The sequence below is a fragment of the Erwinia sp. genome (genome assembly GCF_049696395.1).
GTDB lineage: Bacteria > Pseudomonadota > Gammaproteobacteria > Enterobacterales > Enterobacteriaceae > Erwinia.
This window is the reverse complement of record NZ_JBAVTT010000041.1, coordinates 1-22480: the sequence shown is the minus strand read 5'-3', so window position 1 is coordinate 22480 and position 22480 is coordinate 1. Positions and strand designations below refer to the sequence as shown.

20 protein-coding genes and 1 other RNA gene are annotated in these 22480 nt (G+C 54.5%); 13 read left to right on the top strand and 8 right to left on the bottom strand.

The features are described 5' to 3' along the window. Positions 1-95: 95 nt before the first annotated feature. Positions 96-209, top strand: a non-coding RNA gene (locus WCC56_RS05815) — RtT sRNA. A gap of 583 nt (positions 210-792) precedes the next feature. Here WCC56_RS05815 and hemY read toward each other — a convergent pair. Genes hemY through hemC form a run of 4 tightly spaced genes read right to left on the bottom strand, consistent with a single transcriptional unit; the run spans position 793 to position 4818 of the window. Further along, complete coding sequence (gene hemY / locus WCC56_RS05810; protein WP_424691466.1) at positions 793-1983, bottom strand: protoheme IX biogenesis protein HemY; 1191 nt, start codon at positions 1981-1983, stop codon at positions 793-795. A 2-nt stretch (positions 1984-1985) separates the two neighbouring features. Beyond that, positions 1986-3116 carry a uroporphyrinogen-III C-methyltransferase gene (gene hemX, locus WCC56_RS05805; protein ID WP_424691465.1) on the bottom strand — a complete coding sequence of 377 codons (1131 nt, stop codon included), beginning with the start codon at positions 3114-3116 and terminating at the stop codon, positions 1986-1988. Positions 3117-3133: 17 nt separating this feature from the next. Beyond that, the gene (gene hemD / locus WCC56_RS05800; protein WP_424691464.1) at positions 3134-3880 is read right to left on the bottom strand and encodes a uroporphyrinogen-III synthase; all 747 of its coding nucleotides are present in this window, start codon (positions 3878-3880) and stop codon (positions 3134-3136) included. Beyond that, on the bottom strand, positions 3877-4818 hold the full coding sequence (gene hemC, locus WCC56_RS05795; protein ID WP_424691463.1) for a hydroxymethylbilane synthase: 942 nt from the start codon (positions 4816-4818) through the stop codon (positions 3877-3879). The genes hemD and hemC overlap by 4 nt, the downstream gene beginning before the upstream one ends. 286 nt (positions 4819-5104) lie before the next feature. Between hemC and WCC56_RS05790 the strand changes: the two genes are divergently transcribed. The 8 genes from WCC56_RS05790 (at position 5105) to corA (ending at position 14732) form a co-directional block, all read left to right on the top strand. Further along, a complete protein-coding gene (locus WCC56_RS05790; protein ID WP_424691462.1) occupies positions 5105-7660 on the top strand; it encodes a class I adenylate cyclase in 2556 nt (851 codons plus the stop codon). Between the two features lie 120 nt (positions 7661-7780). Continuing rightward, on the top strand, positions 7781-8017 hold the full coding sequence (lptM, locus tag WCC56_RS05785; protein ID WP_424691461.1) for an LPS translocon maturation chaperone LptM: 237 nt from the start codon (positions 7781-7783) through the stop codon (positions 8015-8017). 27 nt (positions 8018-8044) lie between these two features. Continuing rightward, positions 8045-8869, top strand: a complete 825-nt coding sequence (gene dapF / locus WCC56_RS05780) for a diaminopimelate epimerase (protein ID WP_424691460.1) — start codon at positions 8045-8047, stop codon at positions 8867-8869. Next, positions 8866-9573, top strand: a complete 708-nt coding sequence (locus WCC56_RS05775; RefSeq protein WP_424691459.1) for a DUF484 domain-containing protein — start codon at positions 8866-8868, stop codon at positions 9571-9573. Before dapF ends, WCC56_RS05775 begins: the two co-directional genes overlap by 4 nt. Continuing rightward, a complete protein-coding gene (gene xerC / locus WCC56_RS05770) occupies positions 9570-10478 on the top strand; it encodes a tyrosine recombinase XerC (protein WP_424691458.1) in 909 nt (302 codons plus the stop codon). The genes WCC56_RS05775 and xerC overlap by 4 nt, the downstream gene beginning before the upstream one ends. Continuing rightward, entirely contained in the window at positions 10478-11194 is a 717-nt protein-coding gene (gene yigB / locus WCC56_RS05765; protein ID WP_424691457.1) for a 5-amino-6-(5-phospho-D-ribitylamino)uracil phosphatase YigB, read from the top strand. Before xerC ends, yigB begins: the two co-directional genes overlap by 1 nt. A gap of 57 nt (positions 11195-11251) precedes the next feature. Continuing rightward, on the top strand, positions 11252-13414 hold the full coding sequence (gene uvrD / locus WCC56_RS05760; protein ID WP_424691456.1) for a DNA helicase II: 2163 nt from the start codon (positions 11252-11254) through the stop codon (positions 13412-13414). Positions 13415-13778: 364 nt separating this feature from the next. Beyond that, a complete protein-coding gene (gene corA, locus WCC56_RS05755; RefSeq protein ID WP_424691455.1) occupies positions 13779-14732 on the top strand; it encodes a magnesium/cobalt transporter CorA in 954 nt (317 codons plus the stop codon). 53 nt (positions 14733-14785) lie between these two features. On the opposite strand, the gene rarD is transcribed toward corA, so the two are convergent. Both rarD and WCC56_RS05745 read right to left on the bottom strand, forming a co-directional pair. Further along, positions 14786-15688 carry an EamA family transporter RarD gene (rarD, locus tag WCC56_RS05750; protein ID WP_424691454.1) on the bottom strand — a complete coding sequence of 301 codons (903 nt, stop codon included), beginning with the start codon at positions 15686-15688 and terminating at the stop codon, positions 14786-14788. Between the two features lie 79 nt (positions 15689-15767). Next, entirely contained in the window at positions 15768-16241 is a 474-nt protein-coding gene (locus tag WCC56_RS05745) for a thioesterase family protein (protein ID WP_424691453.1), read from the bottom strand. 168 nt (positions 16242-16409) lie between these two features. Here WCC56_RS05745 and pldA point away from each other — a divergent pair, with 168 nt between their 5' ends. Then, complete coding sequence (gene pldA, locus WCC56_RS05740) at positions 16410-17288, top strand: phospholipase A (protein ID WP_424691452.1); 879 nt, start codon at positions 16410-16412, stop codon at positions 17286-17288. A 54-nt stretch (positions 17289-17342) separates the two neighbouring features. Further along, positions 17343-19169: an ATP-dependent DNA helicase RecQ gene (recQ, locus tag WCC56_RS05735; RefSeq protein WP_424691451.1), complete on the top strand. Its 1827-nt coding sequence runs from the start codon at positions 17343-17345 to the stop codon at positions 19167-19169. An 84-nt stretch (positions 19170-19253) separates the two neighbouring features. On the opposite strand, the gene rhtB is transcribed toward recQ, so the two are convergent. Further along, a complete protein-coding gene (rhtB, locus tag WCC56_RS05730; RefSeq protein ID WP_424691450.1) occupies positions 19254-19877 on the bottom strand; it encodes a homoserine/homoserine lactone efflux protein in 624 nt (207 codons plus the stop codon). A 115-nt stretch (positions 19878-19992) separates the two neighbouring features. Here rhtB and pldB point away from each other — a divergent pair, with 115 nt between their 5' ends. Both pldB and yigL read left to right on the top strand, forming a co-directional pair. Beyond that, entirely contained in the window at positions 19993-20985 is a 993-nt protein-coding gene (gene pldB, locus WCC56_RS05725; RefSeq protein ID WP_424691449.1) for a lysophospholipase L2, read from the top strand. Between the two features lie 72 nt (positions 20986-21057). Then, positions 21058-21858: a sugar/pyridoxal phosphate phosphatase YigL gene (yigL, locus tag WCC56_RS05720; RefSeq protein WP_424691448.1), complete on the top strand. Its 801-nt coding sequence runs from the start codon at positions 21058-21060 to the stop codon at positions 21856-21858. 38 nt (positions 21859-21896) lie between these two features. On the opposite strand, the gene WCC56_RS05715 is transcribed toward yigL, so the two are convergent. Continuing rightward, positions 21897-22480, bottom strand: a 584-nt coding sequence (locus WCC56_RS05715; RefSeq protein ID WP_424691447.1) for an MFS transporter, incomplete at its 5' end; no start/stop codon positions are given.

Below are 22480 nucleotides of genomic sequence, written 5' to 3'. Positions count from 1 at the left end.
AAGCGAGACAACGCTGCTTTAGCAGCGGCCCGCAGGGGAATAATCCTCTCTCGCCGACCAATTTAGAAAAGGCCAGCTTTCGAGCTGGCCTTTTTGCATCCTGCTGCCGACAGAGGATGAGAATCTCCGAAGGAGGTTTGAGCCGAGCAAAGCGAGACAACGCTGCTTTAGCAGCGGCCCGCAGGGGAATAATCCTCTCTCGCCGACCAATTTAGAAAAGGCCAGCTTTCGAGCTGGCCTTTTTGCATCCTGACGTCCACACCCTTTTTTGCCCTGTCGTTTTTTTTCCGTCTTTTGTCTCCGTTAAGAGACAGCTAACGCATTGTTAATTATCAACTTTACGTAACTTCGTTTACGGTGTCTCTAATCCACGACGGTGCCAACGCTGTATGTCGCTGATTAGCCACGACCAACAAGAAAGTACCACGGCAATCGGGAAAATAAATCGTCTATTTATCAATGTGATGGGTTTATTATCTGTGTTTTAAGAAAATCTGGCACGTCTCCTGCAATATCCTGACTGTAGATGCTCATTCCACTCCTTATGATTGCTAACGCTTCATAAACCCAGGAATGATGCAGAGCCCTTTACGGTACCTGTTGTCCACCCGCCAGTCTCGCTCACGCCTTACTGGAGTCCAAGGGACAATACGTTGAGTCAGGTACCAGCCAAATTGTCTTACCGACCTGATCTTTACACCTGCCAGTCTGGCAGGTGTTTTTTTTTGTCGGTAGCCAAACGACAGGCGTAAAAAAACCGGGCACAAGGCCCGGTTATCAATGGCTAAAGCGTTAAGGCGCGTTCTTAAGGGTCAGGAGCAACCCGTCACGCCGCATCTGTGCCGCTTCCTCTGGCTTGTGCTGACGATCCAGCGTGTCAGCCAGCCAGGCATAATCAAAGGCATCTGGACGCTGTTTAAGCGCCTCTTTGAACGCTTCGGCAGCCTGTTCCCACTCACCGTGCTTCATCAGCAACTGACCCAGCGTACTGTGCAACAGCGGCGTAGCGCCATGCTGCTTAATTTGCTGGCGCAGAGCTTTCTCAAGCTGCTCTGGGTTGCCGGTCTTCAGCCGCGGCATCAGCAGGATCAGACGTTCGTCATAAGCCTTCTTCAGGCCATCCAGCACGATTTGCTGCGCTGTCTCATGGTCATCACAGACAATCAGATGGTCCGCCATGGCCACCTGCAGGGCAGTTTCATTGCGCGTTTTACGGCTCTGATCCTGCCACCAACGTTTCAGCCCATCGCTACCCTGATCGGCCATGGCCTGGCTCATTAAGCCCAGCCAGGCTTCCTGTTGCAGCGCCAGACGATGTGCTTCATCAGAGACCTGGGATTTCTCCATTGCAGGCAGAATATCCAGCAGGGCGCTCCAGGCTCCGGTACGCACATAAGCCTGTTCGGCAAGACGCAGGACTTCAGGATGGCGAGGCGCAACTTCCAGCAGACGGTCAACACCATGGCGAGCCGCATGATCTTCATTACGTGCCAGCTGAACACGAACACGAGTGATCTCAACCGGAAGCTGATCGTTACCAGCCAGTTCAGCCGCACGTTCAAGATGCTGATTGGCGCGGATTTCGTCACCACGTTGCTGAGCAGCTTCAGCAGCCAGCAGGTAGTTCACGACAGGCTGCTCTGCATGATCAGCATTGCGTGACAGCAGCTTTTCAACCTGGCGATAATCGCCTTCCGCCAGTTTAACCAGCGCAGCATTGGTTTGCTTGCGTGCACGGTTACGTTTACGGCCCATAAACCAGCCACGGGTTCTGACGCCGGTACGTAACAGGCGGCGCAGCACCCATTCCACCACCAGGATCACGATCAGTGACAGGATCAGAATGATCGCTAAGCCGGTCACGCTGGTTTCAATATTCCAGCTATCGGTCTGGATCAGCACATAACCCTGGTGTCCGGCCAGCATTGGGCCCAGCACTACGCCCGCAATCAGCAGGAGAAACAGTATCAGGACTTTAAGCATGCTTATTCTCCCTGCTGCTGTTGCCCGGCACTTGGTTGTGCCAGCAGATTGCGCACGCGCGTTTGCATCAGTTTATCCAGCATTGGCTGGCTTTGCAGTGCATCCGGAACGTCCATCGAGACGCTTTGCTGGCTCAGATCGTCCAGCTGACTGAGGAACGCTTTCGTCGCTGGATCGTTAGTATCAAACCAGGCGCGAACCCAGGTCGACACCGTGTCGATAGACTGCTTATAGATTTGGTCCTGATGGCGTGGCACGGCCTGCGCGGCAATCAGCAGGCGTGAGCGGATATTTTCACGCAGATAGACATCCTGGTTTGGTGCCAGCAGCGGTTCCGCAGTGGTATCACGACGACGGATGGTGATGAAATCATCCATAAAGTTGTGCCAGCTTTTCACCAGATTCTGGCGCCACTCACGCAGAGAGGAAGAGAGCTCGCCACTGTCCTGATCCATCGGGCTGCCGTCGCTGTCATTGTCTGCCAGGCGCAGGTTATCAACCCCGTTCGACAGCTGATTCAGCTTGAGGATGATGCCGTCGTAATCCACCTGGCTGACTGCGGACAGTCCGCTAATGTCCTGAGTTAAGGCGCGTCGCACCTCGATCAGGCTCGGATCATTCATATCGGCCAGGCTCTGATCGGCACTCTTCAGCAGTGCCGCGGCGGTGGTGACATCCTGATCGCTCCAAAGCTTGCGGCCAGCCAGTTTCACCAGATAGTCCGCCTGAGCCAGCAGCCAGGTGTGGGCATCGTTGCCAGAAATAGTCGCGACTTTCTCTTTCAGCTCATCCAGCTGCTGGCTCAAGGCCGTTTGCTGCTGATGGGCGGTCTCTAACGCGCTGGTCTGCGTTGCCAGTTGCTGCACCAGCGTCTGTTTATCGCTGGTGGCCTGCTGCTGTAAGTCAGAAAGTTGATTCGCCAGCGTCTGGTTAGCCGCGGCCTGCTGTTGAGCCTGATGTTTACCATTTATGTAAAGTCCAACGCCTATCGCCAGCGCGATCGCTATAGCCAGAACGCCCAACGCCGTGCCGGTATTCTTCGGCTTGCGGGGGGGTTTTTGTTCTGCTGTAGTGGTCTCTACCGCTGGGGTGGTTTCTTCAACCATGGCGGAGGAATTTTTTTGTTCCGTCATTGTGGCACATCCCATATTTAAGTTTGTTGTAACGCTCGCAGCAACGCGTCGTTATCGGCACCATCGGCTACCTGAATGTCTCGCCAGCCCAGTTCCCTGGCGCGGGTAGCCAAACGATCACTGACGACAACCAGTCGACAGTGCAGAAGCCATTCCTCACGATCAATCTCGGGGAACAGCGAATAAAGCTGTTGCAGCATTTCGCCACTGGTCACCACCAGCGTATCAATCTGACGATCGCGCCAGCGCCGACCTTCAATTGCACCCTGATAGATCTTCGCACAACGTTGATAGCATTCAACAAACTGTACAGTAGCCCCGCGTGCTTGCAAGGTTTCTGCGAGCAGTTCACGCCCGCCGTTTCCCCTCAGGATCAGCGCTCGCTTGCCGGCAACCTGTTGCAAGGCCGGGAGTTGAATCAATATTTCGCTGGTTTCACGCTCATGCGGCCAGACGACATCAAGGCCGCTGGCCGCATGAAGCGCCAATGCCGTTGTCCGGCCAATAGCATAATAGTTCAAGCTGGCGGGCCATGGAGCATTGGCTCGCATCAGAGCAGGCTGCGCGTAGTGAATTGCCTGCTGCGAAAGAATAAAAACCAGGTCATCCGCCTGCAAATTGGCCAGATGGCCTGCCAGGCTGTCCAGATCGACGCCTGGCGTGAACTCTATCAGCGGCATCGACCAGGCCGCCCGTCCCTGCGTACGCAAACGGCTGACCAGCTCTTCGGCGGCCGGCGATGGGCGGGTGACCAGGATCGTCATTCGGGCGGATTTCCCTGGTAAACGTCCGCAAGGATTTCACGAGCGCCATTATTCAGCAGCTCTTCTGCCAGAGAGATGCCCATTTTTTCGGCCTCTGCTTTTGGCCCGCGACGTTCGCCCCGGATCATCGCAGTCCCGTCTGGCGAACCAACCAGGCCACGCAGCCAAAGTTCATCACCCTGCAACAGTGCGAAGCTCCCGATAGGCACCTGACAACCCCCTTCAAGACGGGTGTTCATTGCCCGCTCCGCTTTGACACGTACCGCAGTCTCTTCATCATTTAAGGCGGAGAGCAGCGCAATGGTCTGGGCATCAGCCAGGCGGCATTCAATGCCTACCGCGCCCTGGCCCACTGCAGGCAAGGACTCTTCAGCAGGCATGGCATGGCGAATACGCTCACCAAGGCCCAAACGCTTCAGCCCGGCAACGGCAAGGATGATTGCGTCATAGTCACCAGCATCCAGTTTTCCAAGACGCGTGCCCACGTTGCCGCGTAGCGAACGGATGACCAAATCTGGCCGACGTGCGCTTAGCTGGCACTGACGGCGCAGGCTCGATGTGCCGACTACCGCGCCCTGAGGCAAGGCATCAACAGAGTCATATTGATTAGAAACAAAGGCATCAAGCGGATCTTCACGCTCGCAGATCGTGACCAGTCCCAGTCCTTCAGGGAAGGCGATTGGCACATCTTTCATCGAATGAACGGCAATATCTGCGCGGTCTTCGAGCATCGCCTGTTCCAGTTCTTTCACGAATAATCCCTTGCCGCCGACCTTCGCCAGCGGTGTGTCCAGGATCACATCACCCTTGGTCACCATAGGAACCAATTCGACACGAAGCCCCGGATGGCAAGCCATCAGACGCTGTTGAACATAATGTGCCTGCCAAAGTGCAAGCGGACTTTGCCTGGTGGCAATTCTTAAAATTTTGTCTAACATGCTTCTTACCGTTTTGATCGCTCATTGATTATCCTATCATTGATACGGGAATGCTGTCAGTTTCCACGCTTTCAAACGGCGGCCAGCGGACGGATCACAGCATCTAAAACCAGGCGGATCGTAAAACGTGCTAAACTGTTGTGTAGCGCAACTTTCTTTACGGTCAATCTGCCAGGTGTTAGATTGATCACGTTTCCAGCAATAATTTGCCCGACTATTTTTAAATCAAGCGGCGGATTACGGAAACAGGGTTTTTGTAAGCACTGGGATAATCAGGCGAGACGTCTTGTACCTCTACATAGAGACACTGAAACAGAGACTGGATGCTATCAACCAGCTGCGCGTAGATCGCGCTCTGGCTGCTATGGGACCTTCGTTCCAACAGGTCTACAGTCTGCTGCCAACCTTATTACATTATCATCATCCGCTGATGCCGGGTTACCTCGAAGGTAACGTTCCACATGGCATCAGCTTTTACACGCCTGATGAAAGCCAAATTGATTATCTTAATGATTTAGAAGGAAAATCTGGATCATTCGCTGCCATTCCGCCGCACGGCGAACTGCCGATCACCGGCGTTTACTCCATGGGCAGCACCTCTTCCGTAGGACAAAACCTCACTTCCGACCTGGATATCTGGGTCTGTCACCAGTCCTGGCTGGATAATGAAGAGCGCCTGGCGCTGCAGAAAAAATGCACTCGTCTGCAGAAATGGTGTGCCTCAATGGGGGTTGAAGTCAGCTTCTTCCTGATTGATGAGAACCGTTTCCGCCATAACGAGAGCGGCAGCCTCGGTGGGGAAGATTGCGGTTCCACGCAGCATATCCTGTTGCTTGATGAGTTCTACCGCACCGCTGTTCGCCTGGCGGGCAAACGTATTCTGTGGAATATGGTGCCGGGAGAAGAGGAAGAGCATTACGACGACTATGTCATGTCACTGTATCAAAAGGGTGTGCTAACCCCGAACGAGTGGCTTGATTTGGGCGGGCTTGACACGCTTTCTGCCGAAGAGTATTTCGGTGCCAGCTTGTGGCAGCTGTATAAAAGTATCGACTCGCCTTATAAAGCCGTGCTGAAAACCCTGCTGCTGGAAGCTTACTCGTGGGAATACCCGAGTACTCAGCTGCTGGCGATGGACATCAAGCAGCGTCTGCACGACGGTGAAATCGTTTCTTACGGCCTTGATCCTTACTGCATGATGCTGGAAAGAGTGACGCATTACCTCACCAGCATTGACGATCATGCCCGTCTGGACCTGGTTCGCCGCTGCTTCTATTTGAAAGTTTGCGAAAAGCTGTCGGTTGATAACGGCAAGTCGGGCTGGCGACGTGAAATTCTTAACCAGTTGGTGACGGAGTGGGGTTGGGATGCGGATCGTATCTCGATGCTGGATAGCCGCGCCGACTGGAAAATTGAACGGGTGCGTGAAGCCCACAATGAGCTGCTGGATGCGATGATGCAGAGTTATCGCAATCTGATCCGCTTTGCGCGTCGCAACAACCTTAGCGTCAGCGCCAGTCCGCAGGATATCGGGGTATTAACCCGTAAGCTGTATGCCGCTTTCGAAGCGCTGCCAGGCAAAGTGACGCTGGTGAATCCGCAGATTTCGCCCGATCTCTCGGAATCGCATCTGACCTTTATTCATGTGCCGCATGGCCGTGCGAACCGTGCTGGCTGGTATCTCTATAACCAGTCGCCGGATATGCAGTCGATCATCAGCCATCAGCCGCTGGAATATAACCGTTACCTGAATAAGCTGGTGGCCTGGGCCTGGTTTAACGGCCTGCTGACCAGCAAAACTCGCCTGCACATTAAAGGCAATGAAATCTGCGACCTCGCAAGATTGCAGGAGTTGGTCGCTGACGTTTCGCACCACTTCCCGTTGCGGGTGCCGTCACCAACGCCGAAAGCACTCTACAGTCCTTGTGAAATTCGCCATCTGGCCATTATCGTTAACCTCGAATATGACCCGACAGCGGCATTCCGCAACCAGGTGGTGCATTTTGACTTCCGCAAGCTGGACGTGTTCAGCTTCGGTCAGCAACAGCAGTGCTTGATTGGCAGCATTGACCTGCTTTATCGTAACTCGTGGAATGAGGTGCGTACGCTGCACTTTAATGGCGAGCAGGCGATGATTGAAGGCTTGAAAACCATTCTCGGCAAAATGCATCAGGATGCTGCACCGCCAGATTCGGTAGAAGTGTTCTGCTACAGCCAGCATTTGCGTGGGTTAATCCGAACCCGTGTTCAGCAGTTGGTGTCGGAATGCATCGAGCTGCGCCTGTCCAGCACTCGTCTTGAACCTGGGCGTTTTAAAGCGGTTCGTGTTGCGGGCCAGACATGGGGACTGTTCTTTGAACGTCTGAGCGTGTCAGTTCAGAAGCTGGAAAATGCCGTCGAGTTCTACGGGGCTATCTCCAACAACAAATTACATGGCTTGTCGATCAAGGTAGAAACCGATCAGACGCGCCTGCCTGGCGTGGTGAATGGTTACGCCAGTGAAGGGATCATTCAGTTCTTCTTCGAAGATACCAAAGACGATTTCGGCTTTAATATCTACATTCTGGATGAAACCAACCGGGTAGAGATTTATCACCATTGTGAAGGCAGTAAAGAAGATCTGGTGCGCGATGTCAGTCGCTTCTACTCCTCTTCACACGATCGCTTTACCTACGGCTCAAGCTTTATCAACTTTAATCTGCCGCAGTTCTACCAGATCGTGAATGTTGACGGCCGTTTCCAGGTTATTCCTTTCCGCAGCCAGACGCTGGCCCAACTTTGTGCCACCGTCTCGGATAACGATCCGAACGGCGACTACGCTCAACGCTATCAAATGCATTGATGTCATGGCGGGATGCTTTCCGCCACTGACTGTGACATCGAATCAGCTTTTCCTGTTGCTTTTAGCACTTCACCTGCGATGATAGGCAACAAACAGGCCCCGATAACGAGCAGAATAAGCATGAACAAAATGATTTGCCGGATGGCGCTGGTGCTGGCTGTAGTCAGCCTGGCAGGGTGCGGACTGAAAGGACCTTTGTACTTCCCACCGCAGGAAAAGCCAACGCAGCAAACCACTGAGAGCACCACACCGACAACCGCGACGTCTCAGGATCAGCGTGCTGTCACGACGCCAGCTCAGAATGGAACGCAGAGCCAGCCTTCGACCACCGAACCGGAAACGCAAACGGCTCAGTAAACTATGACGCACTCGTTGGAGCCAAAAATGCAGTTCTCCAAAATGCACGGTCTGGGCAATGACTTTATGGTGGTCGATGCCGTGACGCAAAACGTCTATTTTTCTCCAGAATTGATCCGGCGTCTGGCGGATCGTCATCTGGGGATCGGCTTCGATCAGCTGTTGATCGTCGAACCGCCGTACGATCCCGATCTCGATTTCCATTACCGCATTTTCAATGCCGATGGCAGTGAAGTGGCTCAGTGTGGCAACGGAGCGCGCTGTTTTGCCCGTTTCGTGCGATTGAAAGGGCTGACCAACAAGAATGATATTCGCGTCAGCACCCAGACCGGCCGCATGGTGCTTAGCGTCACGCAGGATGAGCTGGTTTGCGTCAATATGGGCGAACCCAATTTCGAACCGCAGCAGGTTCCGTTCCGCGCCAATAAAGCCGAGAACCTTTATCTGATGCGCGTTGTCGAGCAGACGATCATGTGTGGTGTGGTCTCGATGGGCAATCCTCACTGCGTTCTGCAAGTGGACAGTGTGAAAACTGCCGCTGTCGAAAGCCTGGGGCCGATCCTGGAAAGTCACGACCGCTTCCCTGAACGCGTGAACGTCGGCTTTATGGAAGTGGTCAGCCGTGAACATATCCGCCTGCGCGTGTATGAGCGGGGCGCTGGTGAAACACAGGCTTGCGGTAGCGGAGCTTGTGCTGCTGTTGCCGTGGGCATCCAGCAGGCATTGCTGGCGGAAAAAGTACGAGTCGATCTGCCCGGCGGCAGCTTAAACATTGCCTGGAAAGGCCCGGGACACTCGCTGTATATGACCGGTCCAGCCACTCACGTTTATGACGGATTTATTCATTTATGAAAAATGTCGGAGAACAACAGGCGACCAGCGAAATACTGCTGGACGATCGAGCGGTCAGCGAGTTCCTGCTGCAAAATCCGGACTTCTTTATCCGTAATGCCCGCCAGGTTGAGCAGATGCTGGTGCCCCATCCAGTGCGCGGCACGGTCTCTCTGGTGGAGTGGCAGCTGGCACGTCAGCGTAACCACATCACTCAGTTAGAAGAAGAGATCACCCTGCTGATGGAGCAAGCCAGTGCTAATCAGCAGCTGTTTGATCGTCTGTTAGCCCTGCAGGCACGCCTTGCCGCAGCGGACAGCCTGCACGATATGTTGAATCGTCTGCATCGCTGGGCAAGAGAGCTGGGGCTGGCCGGTGCCAATGTGCGCCTGTTCAGTGAGAAATGGCGGATTGGCGCACCTTCTGACTTCACCCAGTTAGCGCTTTCTCGTCAGTCATTTGAATCGGTTCGTATTCAGCGGCTGGGTAAACAGCAACACTATCTGGGGAGCCTCAACGGTCCTGAGCTGTTGCTGCTGCTGCCTCAGGCCAAAGCGATTGGTTCTGTAGCCATGTCGCTGATGGGTGAGCAGGGCGATCTGGGCGTACTGATCTTCAGCAGCCGCGATACCCAGCATTATCAGTCAGGAATGGGAACCGTGCTGTTACAGCATCTCTCGCTGATGCTGCCTGACCTGCTGACGCGCTGGGTTGAACGCGCATGAGCAGCGACTCGCCTCTACAACCCGCCGTAGAGGGATTCCTGCGCTACCTGAAAGTAGAGCGCCAGCTCAGTCCGCTGACCCAAATCAATTACCAACGCCAGCTTGCCGCCTGCCTTGCTTTGCTCACCGAGATGAAGCTGACGGCCTGGGATAAGCTGGATGCGGCTCAGGTTCGTTCGCTGGCTGCCCGCAGTCGCCGTGGCGGCCTGAAGCCTGCCAGCCTGGCCTTACGTCTCTCTGCACTGCGCAGCTTCCTTGACTGGCAAATCAGTCAGGGCGTGCTGAAGGCCAATCCGGCGAAAGGCGTTGCCACGCCGCGCGCGCCGCGTCATCTGCCGAAAAATATCGATGTGGATGAAGTGAGCCAACTGCTGGATATCGATCTGAACGATCCGCTGGCCGTTCGCGACCGCGCAATGCTCGAGATCATGTACGGTGCCGGATTGCGTTTGTCAGAATTGGTAGGCATTGATACCGGCCATCTGGACTTAGCTTCGGGCGAAGTCTGGGTGGTAGGGAAAGGCTCTAAAGAGCGCCGCCTGCCGATTGGACGGACTGCCGTGCAATGGATGGAACACTGGCTGGAAATGCGTGACCTGTTCGCGCCGGAAGACCAGGCTGTTTTCCTCTCGAAATATGGCAAACGCATGTCGGCCCGCAATGTGCAGAAACGCTTTGCCGAGTGGGGCGTGAAGCAAGGTGTTTCCAGCCACATTCATCCGCATAAATTACGCCACTCATTTGCTACTCATATGCTGGAGTCCAGCGGCGATTTACGCGCTGTGCAAGAGTTGCTGGGGCATGCCAATCTCAGCACTACCCAGATTTATACCCATCTCGACTTCCAACACCTGGCCTCGGTTTACGATGCCGCCCATCCCCGTGCCAAACGAGGAAAATCCTGATGCACTTTTACCGACCGCTGCGACCCATTGCAGCGATGACCTTTGACCTGGACGACACCCTGTACGACAACTATCCGGTTATCCTGCGGACAACCGAAGAGTCGCACGCGTTTCTGCAGTCTTATCATCCCGCCTTAAATCACTTCAGCGTTGAGCATTATCAGCACCTGCGTGACAGCCTGCGGGAGCGGGAGCCGGACATTTATCATGATGTCAGCGAATGGCGCCGCCGCGCGGTAGAGCTTGCGATGCTCAATGCCGGTCTGACTCCGCGAGAATCTGATGAAGGTTCCCGTGCCGTTATGGAAAACTTCGCCCAGTGGCGCAGCAGGATTGAGGTGCCGGAAGAGACGCACCAGACGCTGGCGACCCTGGCAGAGCGCATTCCGCTGGTGGCGATCACCAACGGTAACGCTGAACCGCATCTGTTTGGCCTGGACAAGTACTTCCAGTTTATCCTGCGTGCCGGTCCTGATGGCCGTGCAAAGCCTTATGAAGACATGTATCACGTGGCTGCTGAAAAGCTGAATCTGCCGTTGGAGAGCATCCTGCATGTGGGTGACGATCTGACTACTGACGTAGCGGGTTCGGTGCGCTCCGGTATGCAGGCTTGCTGGATCAACCTGCGTGAAGGCAACCTGATGCACATCGCTGATTCCCGCCTGCTTCCCACGCTGGAAATTTCGCAGTTGGCATCGCTGACTGCGCTGATATAATAGACTGGTTAAATATCCAGTGGAGCGCGTGGCGCTCCCCCTTTCCTGACGGTGCTTATGGACGTTTCTGACCTGCTAGACAGCTTGAATGACAAACAACGCGCGGCCGTTGCTGCGCCGCGCAGTAACTTGCTGGTGCTGGCAGGCGCTGGCAGCGGCAAGACTCGCGTGCTGGTTCACCGTATCGCGTGGCTGATGGCCGTTGAAAACTGCTCCCCTTATTCGATCATGGCGGTGACCTTCACCAACAAGGCCGCGGCAGAAATGCGCCATCGTATCGAGCAGCTGATCGGCACCAGTCAGGGCGGCATGTGGATTGGCACCTTCCACGGTCTTGCGCACCGTTTGCTGCGTGCGCACCATCTGGATGCCAATCTGCCGCAGGACTTCCAGATCCTGGACAGTGAAGATCAGTTGCGCCTCCTGAAGCGCCTGATCAAAGCGATGAATCTGGATGACAAGCAGTGGCCCGCCCGTCAGGCGATGTGGTACATCAACGGCAAGAAAGACGAAGGGCTGCGCCCGAAGCATATCGAAAGCTACGGCAATCCGGTGGAGCAAACCTGGCTGCGTATCTATCAGGCTTATCAGGAAGCTTGCGATCGTGCCGGTCTGGTCGACTTTGCTGAACTGCTGCTGCGAGCCCACGAACTGTGGCTTAACAAACCGCATATTCTCAACCATTACCGCGAGCGCTTTACCAACGTGCTGGTGGACGAGTTCCAGGATACCAACAACATCCAGTACGCCTGGATCCGCATGCTGGCGGGTGACACCGGCAAGGTGATCATTGTTGGGGATGACGATCAGTCTATTTATGGCTGGCGTGGTGCGCAGGTTGAAAATATCCAGCGCTTCCTGACCGATTTCAAAGGGGCCGAGACTGTCCGTCTCGAACAAAACTATCGCTCCACCAATAACATTCTGAAAGCGGCCAACACACTGATCGCCAACAACAGTGGCCGGTTGGGGAAAGAGCTGTGGACCGACGGCAAAGACGGCGAGCCTATTTCGATTTACTGCGCCTTTAATGAGCTGGATGAAGCCCGCTTTGTGGTGAACCGCATCAAGGTGTGGATGGAAAACGGCGGCGCGCTGAAAGACTGCGCGATTCTTTACCGCAGCAACGCCCAGTCGCGCGTGCTGGAAGAAGCCTTGCTACAAACCAGTATGCCTTACCGTATTTATGGCGGTCAGCGCTTCTTCGAGCGTCAGGAAATCAAAGATGCGTTGGCTTATCTGCGCATGATCTCCAACCGTAACGACGATGCGGCTTTTGAGCGTGTTGTGAATACGCCAACACGCGGCATTGGCGATCGTACGCTGGATGTGGTGCGCCAGACAGCCCGTGAACGTCAGCTGACCTTGTGGCAAAGCACCCGCGCGCTGTTGCAGGAAAAAGCGCTGGCTGGACGGGCGGCTTCAGCTCTCCAGCGCTTCACCGAGCTGGTGGATTCTCTGGCGCAGGAAACCAGTGAAATGCCGCTGCACGTGCAGACTGACCGGGTGATCAAAGATTCAGGTCTCTGGTTGATGTACGACCAGGAAAAGGGCGAAAAAGGCCAGGCACGAATTGAAAACCTTGAGGAGCTGGTTAACGCCACCAGGCAGTACAGCTATCAGGACGAAGACGAGGACTTGATGCCGCTGCAGGCTTTCCTGTCACACGCTGCGCTGGAAGCTGGTGAAGGTCAGGCCGACAAATGGCAGGATGCAGTACAACTGATGACCCTGCACGCGGCCAAAGGGTTGGAGTTTATTCAGGTCTTTATCGTCGGTATGGAAGAGGGCATGTTCCCCAGCCAGATGTCTCTTGAAGAAGGCGGCCGTTTAGAGGAAGAGCGCCGCCTGGCCTATGTAGGCGTCACGCGAGCGATGCAAAAACTGACGCTGACCTATGCTGAAACCCGCCGACTGTATGGCAAAGAGGTCAATCACCGGCCTTCCCGTTTTATCGGCGAACTGCCGGTAGACTGTGTCGAGGAAGTGCGTTTGCGAGCCAGCGTCAGCCGTCCGGTCAACCATCAGCGTATGGGCACGCCGTTGGCACAGAATGACAGCGGCTTTGCGCTGGGCCAGCGGGTTCGTCATGCCAAGTTTGGCGAAGGCACCATCGTTAACCTTGAAGGCAGCGGTGAACACAGCCGTCTTCAGGTGGCATTCCAGGGCCAGGGCATCAAATGGCTGGTTGCTGCATATGCCAGGCTTGAAACCGTTTAATCCCCTAAACGGGGCGATTTTAGTCGCCCCGTACTCCTTTCTGGTCCGGTTACCACTTGTCAATAATTGTTGCGTATTTATGCTGGCCGGGTTGTTGACGTCATTTTCAGCACAGCGTAACATGCGCGCACCATTACCCTAAGAGGACACTCGCCTTGGACACACCCAGTACATACTGGCTCATTGACCTGCAAATCAGGTACAACTCCTAAGGCTATCCTCTTCTGCTGATAGCCTTCGCGGTTGTTGGCGACCTCGCATTTCCCGTCGCTCTGAGTCAGATGCTGTTGCTGACTGAAACACTCTCGTTTCCTGTGTACAAGCGTATTGTCCCATTCTGTGACTGTGAATTGGGAGTACAGCTATGCTGAGCGCATTTAAACTGGATAACAGCCGCTTAACCCGCCTTGAGCTGGAAGAACCGAACGACGAGCTGTCCAGCTCCGTTTGGGTTGACCTGATCGAGCCGGAAGAAAATGAGCGTGACCGCGTCCAGAACGAGCTGGGCCAGAGCCTGGCCACTCGCCCTGAGCTGGAAGACATCGAGGCTTCGGCGCGTTTCTTCGAAGATGAAGACGGCCTGCATATCCACTCCTTTTTCTTTTATGAAGATGCGGATGACCACGCCGGAAACTCCACGGTGGCTTTCACCATTCGTGAAGGACGCCTGTATACGCTGCGCGAGCGTGAACTGCCTGCGTTTCGTCTTTACAGAATGCGTGCCCGTAATCAGATCCTGATCGACGGTAACGCTTACGAGCTGTTGCTGGATCTGTTCGAAACGAAAATTGAACAGCTGGCCGATGAGATCGAAAACATCTACAGCGATCTGGAAAAACTCAGCCGCGTGATTATGGAAGGTCAGCAGGGCGATGAGTTTGACGGTGCGCTGTCGACGCTGGCTGAACTGGAAGATATCGGTTGGAAGGTGCGTCTGTGTCTGATGGATACCCAGCGAGCGCTGAACTTCCTGGTACGCAAGGCGCGTTTACCGGGTAATCAGCTGGAGCAGGCCCGCGAAATTCTGCGAGATATCGAATCTCTGCTGCCGCACAACGAATCCCTGTTCCAGAAGGTTAACTTCCTGATGCAGGCGGCGATGGGCTTTATCAATATCGAACAGAACCGCATCATCAAGATCTTCTCAGTGGTCTCGGTGGTGTTCCTGCCGCCAACGCTGGTCGCTTCCAGCTACGGGATGAACTTCGAGTTTATGCCAGAGCTGAAATGGAGCTTTGGTTACCCAGGAGCGATTACGCTGATGATCCTGGCGGGGCTCGCGCCTTACGCCTACTTCAAGCGTAAAAACTGGCTGTAATCCTGGCTGCCTGAAAGAAAACCCCGCGAAAGCGGGGTTTTTTGTTTCAGGGCTCAGGCCAGACCCGGTTGCCTGCTTCGCTTCAGCGTCCACATCGCATCCAAAATAAACAGCGCCAGCGCCGCCCAGATAAAGCTGAAGGTCACCACTTTGTCTGGTGTCATCTGCTCGCCATAAAAGATCACGGCCAGCAGGAACATCAGGGTTGGGCCCAGATACTGGAAGAAGCCGACGGTAGAAAGGCGCAGTCGGCTACAGGCTGCGGTGAACAGCATCAGCGGAATGGTGGTGATGATCCCGGCGGACACCAGTAGCAGATTCAGCGTCAGCGGATTTTGGCTGAGGTGGCTGGTGCTGGAGTCGGCCACGCCAAACAGATAGACAGCGGCAACCGGCAGCAGCCAGCTGGTTTCGATCAGCATCCCGGTTTGCGCATCCACACCAATCTTTTTACGGATCAGGCCATAGGCTGAAAAGGTGATGGCCAGACCGATAGCGATGATCGGCACTGAGCCAAATTTCCACAGCTGGATCAGCACGCCACAGGCGGCGAGCACTACCGCCAGCCATTGCAGTCGTCGAAAACGCTCTTTCAAAAAGACCATCCCGACCACCACGTTCAGTAACGGATTGATGAAGTACCCCAAACTGGCTTCCAGAATATGGTTATTATTCACCGCCCAGATAAAGATCAGCCAGTTAGCGCAGATCACCGTGGCTGATACCGCCAGCATCAACACCTTTTTCGGCTGTTGCAGCATCAGCTTCATTTTGCCCCAGTTACGGCTAAGGCTGACCAGCAGCAGCATAAAGAAGAAGGACCAGATAACCCTGTGCGTCATGATTTCGCCCGGTGCTACCTGTTGAATCAGCTTGAAATAGGCTGGGGCGATACCCCAGATAAAGTAGGCGGCGAGGGCAAAAAATATCCCTTGCCTGGTTTGTTGCGCATCCATGAAAAAGGGCTCCGTGAGGGGTGTTTTTTTAATGTAGGGTCATTTATTCGGTTCATTGCACGCAAGGCAACGGCGACGTTTAGCCAGTCAGATAAGTCGCTGTGGCGCTGGCAATATAAAGGCCGGCGTCATTATGCAGCTCAACGCGCGCAACGGAGACTTTATTTCCCCCGCGCAGCAAACTGCTGGTGGCAATGAAACGTTCGCCGCGACCCGGTCGAAGATAATCGACCCGCAGATCGATGGTGCCCATGCGGGATAAGCGCTGGCGCAGCTCTTCTTCCGTAATACTCTCCTGCCGCGTTAGCGCACTGCTCACGCAGACCAGTCCGGCGGCCACATCCAGCACTGACGCAATCACGCCGCCATGCAAAATCTTTTGGGCCACATTGCCGACCAGCTGAGTCTGGTTGGCGAAGCTCAGTTCTGCATAATCGGGTTCCAGCCTGGCTAACTGCAGGCCCAACGCCTGGTTGAAAGGCATGTCATAAACAAAAATGTCACCGATCAGGCGGCGCGCGGCCTCCTGAGTCAGAGGGACTGCAGACGTCATGAGAATTCCTTTGCGGCAATGTCACTTTAATAAGAAAACGCCGGCCATTTCAGGCTCAGGCAGATTTGGAGTCTACTTTACAAAAACAGCGCTAATGCCACACCAGCTTTCTGTGTAGAATGGCGTGCTTTTTATCCACTTATCCTTTTTTTCGTTCTGGAGAACATTATGCCAATGCTGAGAGGATTGCTGGTTGCAGCCTTCCTGTTTCCCACGTTAGTTCTGGCACAAGAAGCCACGGTAACCGAGGTTCATGACCAGCCTGCCGTGCGTGGCAGTATCATTGCTAACCTGCTGGAAAAGCATGACAACCCTTTCGTTCTGTTCCCGTACGAAAGTAACTATGTTCTGTATACCGCCACCAGCAACATCAATAAAGAGGCAATTGATTCCTATAGCTGGAGCGATAAAGCCAAGCACGATGAAGTGAAATTCCAGCTTAGCCTGGCGTTCCCGCTGTGGCGTGGCATTTTGGGTGATAACTCGGTGCTGGCGGCCTCTTATACTCAGAACAACTGGTGGCAGCTTTCTAACCGTGGCGCATCTTCGCCGTTCCGTGAAACCGACTACCAGCCGCAGATCTTTTTAGGCTGGGCAACGGATTACACCTTTGCTGGCTGGACACTGCGCGACGTCGAAACCGGTCTGAATCATCAGTCTAACGGACGTTCAGAACCGACGTCCCGGAGCTGGAACCGGGTATATGCTCGTTTGATGGCGCAGAACGGTAACTGGATGGTGGAAGCCAAACCCTGGTACCGCCTCCCAGAAAATGAAAATAATGATGATAACCCGGATATCACTAAGTACATGGGGTATTATCGCCTGACCGTTGGCTATCAGTGGGGCGAGAGCATTTTCAGCGTGAAGAGCAACTATAACTGGAACAGCGGTTATGGCGGCGCGGAAATGGGCTGGAGCTACCCGATGACCAATCACGTTCGCTTCTACACTCAGGTGTTCAGCGGCTATGGTGAATCACTGATTGACTACAACCACCGCCAGACGCGAGTGGGTGTGGGCGTGATGTTGAACGACCTGTTTTAATGTTTTTGGGTGAGTGGCTACGGCCTCTCACCCCTCATCAGATTTGGGGAATACGTGTCTACGGCTGCAGTTATCACTCAGGAAGCGCTGGCGGAACAGGTACTGCAAGAGACCTTCGGCTACCAGCACTTTCGCCCAGGACAGCAATCCATCATTCAGGCTTCGCTGAACGGGCGTGACTGCCTGGTTGTTATGCCCACCGGCGGCGGTAAGTCGCTCTGTTATCAAATCCCTGCGCTGGTACAAGAAGGCCTGACCCTGGTCGTTTCTCCGCTGATCTCGCTGATGAAAGATCAGGTCGATCAGCTGCTGGCGAACGGCGTCTCTGCGGCTTGTCTGAATTCCACTCAAACGCGTGAAGAGCAGCAGGAAGTCATGGCTGGTTGTCGTACCGGTAAAGTGCGGCTGCTGTATATCGCGCCTGAACGCCTGATGATGGATAACTTCCTCGACAATTTGCTGCACTGGAATCCGGCCATGCTTGCGGTGGATGAAGCGCACTGTATTTCTCAATGGGGGCATGATTTCCGTCCCGAGTACGGCGCGCTTGGCAAATTACGTCAGCGCCTTCCTGATGTGCCCGTTATGGCACTGACGGCTACGGCTGATGAAACCACCCGTAATGATATTGCGCGCCTGCTGCAACTGGACGATCCGCTGATCCAAATCAGCAGTTTCGACCGTCCGAATATCCGCTACACCCTGGTGGAAAAATTCAAACCCACTGACCAGCTGATACGCTATGTGCAGGATCAACGGGGTAAGTGCGGCATCATTTACTGTAACAGCCGCGCGAAAGTAGAAGACACGGCCGCCAGGTTGCAAAGCCGCGGGCTGAGTGTCGGCGCTTATCACGCCGGGATGGACAATGCCCATCGTGCTCAGGTGCAGGAAGCTTTCCAGCGCGATGACCTGCAAATCGTTGTGGCTACCGTCGCTTTTGGCATGGGCATCAACAAGCCCAACGTGCGTTTTGTCGTGCACTTTGATATCCCGCGTAATATCGAGTCCTACTATCAGGAAACGGGCCGTGCCGGGCGTGATGGCCTGCCAGCCGAAGCTTTGATGCTCTACGATCCGGCTGATATGGCCTGGCTGCGCCGTTGCCTTGATGAGAAAGCGCCTGGCCCCCTGCAGGATATTGAACGGCATAAACTGAATGCGATGGGCGCCTTCGCGGAAGCGCAAACCTGTCGTCGTCTGGTGTTACTGAACTACTTCGGTGAAGGTCGCCAGCAGCCATGCGACAACTGTGACATCTGCCTTGATCCGCCACGCCGTTACGATGGCCTGGTAGAGGCGCAGAAAGCGTTGTCTGGTATTTACCGCGTTGGGCAGCGTTTCGGTATGGGCTACATTGTTGAAGTGCTGAGAGGCGCAAACAATCAGCGCATCCGCGATATGCAGCATGACAAGTTGCCAATTTATGGCATCGGCAAAGACCAGAGCCATGAACACTGGGTCAGCGTGCTGCGTCAGCTTATTCATCTGGGGCTGGTGACGCAAAATATCGCCATGCATTCCGCATTACAGCTCACGGAAGCTGCCCGGCCAGTATTAAGGGGCGAAGCCTCGCTGATGCTGGCGGTGCCAAGACTGGTGACGGTGAAAACCCGCAGCAGCAGCCAGAAATCCTACGGCGGGAATTACGATCGCAAGCTGTTCGCCAAGCTGCGGAAATTGCGTAAAGCGATCGCTGATGAGAATAACGTTCCGCCCTACGTGGTGTTTAACGATGCCTCGTTGATTGAAATGGCCGAGCAGATGCCGATCACCGCTTCAGAGATGCTGGGTGTCAACGGAGTAGGGCAGAAGAAGCTGGAGCGATTCGGTAAACCGTTTATGGTGATGATCAGAGATCACGTCGATGGTGAAGAGTAGCCTGATCCTGACGTTTGCCAAATTTCTGACGTAAGATTTTAGTTAACAGGCCGGGCTGGCTACCCGGCCTTTCAGCCTGGCAAATCAGGCAATGCGTCTGGCTGAGGCCAGCAGCGCGCCCACCGCCATAAACATCCCGCCGAAGGTTCTGTTCAACAACTTCATCTGCTTTGGCCCTTTAATCCAGCCAGCAATGCGTGTCGCTAAAGTGGCATAACCAATCATCACAATAATATCGACCACTACGGTCGTTACACCCAGCACAAGATACTGAATGGCCTGTGGCTGATGCGGAATGATGAACTGGGGGAACAACGCCGCAAGGAAAACAATGCTCTTCGGATTGGTCAGGTTAACCAACACCGCGCGCTTAAACAGTTTCCTGCGCGGCATCGCTTTCGCCACGGCGTGCAGATCAATCCCCCCGCCAGAGCGCCACTGTTGGATGCCAAGCCAGACCAGATAGGCCGCACCTGCCCATTTCAGGATCTCAAACGCCAGAACCGACTGGGAAAACAGTGCACCAAGCCCAATACCGACCAGCACAATGTGCAGCGACAGACCAACCTGCAGGCCAGAAATGGACGCGACCGCGCCACGATAGCCGTGGCTGATGCCGGTGCTCATGGTATTGATGGCGCCGGAACCTGGGGAAAGACTTAAGATGCTGGTAGTTAAAAGATAAGCCAGCCACCACTCGATGGTCATGGGTAACGCTCCCTGATAACGCAGAAGTGTGACACAATACGTCATTGTTTACGGTTGCGCTACGGGATGACGTAAGGTCTTTCGCGGCGGTTGAAGGGAGTGAGGGCTGAAGCCGATGACGAGTCCAAAAAACGGCTGGCCAACGCGTGAAAAGGCGTTTGCCGCTTTTGCTACAGGCCCGCTGCTGGATTTCTGGAAGCGCCGGGAAGAGGGCGAATTCACCGGTGTGGAAAACGTGGCGATCCGCTACGTCCGCTTCATCTCCGCGCAACACGATAAAGTTATTCTGCTGTGCCCAGGGCGCATTGAAAGCTACGTAAAGTACCCTGAACTGGCCTACGATCTGTTTCACTGCGGCTATGACGTGGTGATCATCGACCACCGTGGTCAGGGGCGATCTGGCCGTCTGCTACAGGATTCCCATCGCGGGCATGTAGAAGCGTTCGACCACTATGTTGAAGACCTGGAAACGCTGTATCAGAAGGAAATTGCCAGCCGCAATTATCGTCATCGCTATGCCCTCGCTCACTCAATGGGTGGCGCAATCCTGACGCTGATGCTGGCAAGGCAGCCAAAAGCTTTCGATGCGGTGGTGCTGGCCTCGCCGATGTTTGGCATCTATCTGCCGATGCCTGCCTGGATGGCAAACCATATTCTCAACTGGGCGGAGAAACGCCCGGCACTGCGCGATGGTTATGCCATGGGGACAGGGAAATGGCGTGCGCGCCCGTTTGGTATTAATGCACTGACCCACAGCCGTGAACGTTACCGGCGGAACCTGCGGTTTTACGCAGACGACCCGGGCCTGCGAGTTGGCGGGCCGACTTACCATTGGGTGCGTGAAGGGGTGCTTGCCGGGCAGAGTATTCTCGAGAAAGCGAAAGAAATTTCCACACCGTTACTGCTACTGCAGGCCGGTGCGGACAAGGTGGTGGATAACCGGGCCCAGGATTTATTCTGTCAGGCCATGACCACCGCAGGGAACCCTTGTGAAGGAGGAAAACCCTGGGTTATCGACGGCGCGCGTCATGAGATCTTATTTGAAAAAGACAGCATGCGTGCCGAAGCGCTGGACGCGATCGTCGCCTTTTTTTCCAGACATCCTTAATTGTGCACAACTCAGATATGACTCATTAGCGGGCAAGAAAACGTGCCCGATAACAGACAAACCAGAGGTTTTATGTACCCTATCGTTGCTTCCGATCTTGATGGCACGCTGTTGTCACCGGATCACCGTCTCTCTCCTTTTGCCCGTGAAACGCTGCAGTTGCTGACCCGCAAAGGGGTGAACTTCATTTTCGCCACCGGCCGCCACTATATTGATGTCGCTCAGATGCGTGACAGCCTGGGGATTGATGCTTATATGATCACCTCCAACGGTGCTCGTGTGCACAATACCGCTGGTGAGCTGGTGTTCAGCCACAACCTGGATGAAGACATTGCCAGTGAGCTGTTTGCGATGCACCACGACCATCAGGACATTTTCACCAATGTCTATCGCGATGAAGAGTGGTTCCTGAACCGCAACCGTCCTGAAGAGATGGATTTTTTCCGTGAGTCTGACTTCAACTATCAGATCTATCAGCCTGGGTCATTGCCCACCGACGGCATCAGCAAAGTGTTCTTTACCTGCGGTAAACCTGATCTGTTGATCCCACTGGAAGAGGCGCTGATTGCGCGCTGGGGCGATCGTGTTAACGTCAGCTTCTCTCTGCCGACCTGTCTGGAAGTGATGGCTGGTGGCGTGTCTAAAGGCCACGCGCTGGACGCCGTTTCACAGTCTCTGGGTTACAGCCTGAAAGACTGCATTTCGTTTGGTGACGGCATGAATGATAAAGAGATGCTGAGCATGGCCGGTAAAGGCTGCATCATGAGCAACTCTCATCAGCGCCTGAAGGATTTGTTGCCAGAGCTGGAAGTGATTGGCAGCAACGCAGATAACGCGGTACCTCACTATTTGCGCAAGATGTACAACGTTTAAGACGTTCATGACCGCCCCGCATCCGGGGCGGTAACGCTTTATTCAGCCAGCTTCAGCTGCTGTTTGTGTTTGTTTTCACTCAGCATAGTCAGCACCAGCAAGATCACCGCCAGCACACAGCCGCCAATCATGATGATGAAGCCGCCGTCCCAGCCAAAGTAATCCACGGTATAGCCCACAATCGCACTCGCTGCGACAGACCCACCCAGATAACCAAACAAACCGGTAAAGCCTGCTGCCGTACCCGCTGCTTTTTTCGGTGCCAGCTCTAAGGCATGCAAACCAATCAACATTACCGGGCCGTAAATCAGGAAGCCGATGACGATCATACAGGCCATATCAACTCCTGGATTCCCGGCGGGATTCATCCAGTAGATCACGGTGGCTATGGTCACCAGCACCATAAAGAACACGCCGGTAGCACCACGATTGCCCTTGAAGACTTTGTCTGACATCCAGCCGCACAGCAATGTACCCGGGATCCCGGCATACTCATAGAAGAAATAAGCCCAGGAGGATTTATCCAGTGCGAAGTGTTTCACCTCTTTCAGGTAAGTCGGGGACCAGTCGAGAATGCCGTAACGCAGCAGATAGACGAACACGTTCGCCAGCGCGATGTACC

Excerpts from the sequence above, each read along its gene's own strand:
- dapF (WP_424691460.1), top strand. The coding sequence starts at position 8,045 with ATGCAGTTCTCCAAAATGCACGGTCTGGGCAATGACTTTATGGTGGTC.
- pldA (WP_424691452.1), top strand. The coding sequence starts at position 16,410 with ATGCCAATGCTGAGAGGATTGCTGGTTGCAGCCTTCCTGTTTCCCACG.
- corA (WP_424691455.1), top strand. The coding sequence starts at position 13,779 with ATGCTGAGCGCATTTAAACTGGATAACAGCCGCTTAACCCGCCTTGAG.
- hemD (WP_424691464.1), bottom strand. The coding sequence starts at position 3,880 with ATGACGATCCTGGTCACCCGCCCATCGCCGGCCGCCGAAGAGCTGGTC.
- pldB (WP_424691449.1), top strand. The coding sequence starts at position 19,993 with ATGACGAGTCCAAAAAACGGCTGGCCAACGCGTGAAAAGGCGTTTGCC.
- xerC (WP_424691458.1), top strand. The coding sequence starts at position 9,570 with ATGAGCAGCGACTCGCCTCTACAACCCGCCGTAGAGGGATTCCTGCGC.
- yigB (WP_424691457.1), top strand. The coding sequence starts at position 10,478 with ATGCACTTTTACCGACCGCTGCGACCCATTGCAGCGATGACCTTTGAC.
- uvrD (WP_424691456.1), top strand. The coding sequence starts at position 11,252 with ATGGACGTTTCTGACCTGCTAGACAGCTTGAATGACAAACAACGCGCG.
- hemC (WP_424691463.1), bottom strand. The coding sequence starts at position 4,818 with ATGTTAGACAAAATTTTAAGAATTGCCACCAGGCAAAGTCCGCTTGCA.
- WCC56_RS05745 (WP_424691453.1), bottom strand. The coding sequence starts at position 16,241 with ATGACGTCTGCAGTCCCTCTGACTCAGGAGGCCGCGCGCCGCCTGATC.
- yigL (WP_424691448.1), top strand. The coding sequence starts at position 21,058 with ATGTACCCTATCGTTGCTTCCGATCTTGATGGCACGCTGTTGTCACCG.
- hemX (WP_424691465.1), bottom strand. The coding sequence starts at position 3,116 with ATGACGGAACAAAAAAATTCCTCCGCCATGGTTGAAGAAACCACCCCA.
- hemY (WP_424691466.1), bottom strand. The coding sequence starts at position 1,983 with ATGCTTAAAGTCCTGATACTGTTTCTCCTGCTGATTGCGGGCGTAGTG.
- rhtB (WP_424691450.1), bottom strand. The coding sequence starts at position 19,877 with ATGACCATCGAGTGGTGGCTGGCTTATCTTTTAACTACCAGCATCTTA.
- WCC56_RS05775 (WP_424691459.1), top strand. The coding sequence starts at position 8,866 with ATGAAAAATGTCGGAGAACAACAGGCGACCAGCGAAATACTGCTGGAC.
- rarD (WP_424691454.1), bottom strand. The coding sequence starts at position 15,688 with ATGGATGCGCAACAAACCAGGCAAGGGATATTTTTTGCCCTCGCCGCC.
- lptM (WP_424691461.1), top strand. The coding sequence starts at position 7,781 with ATGAACAAAATGATTTGCCGGATGGCGCTGGTGCTGGCTGTAGTCAGC.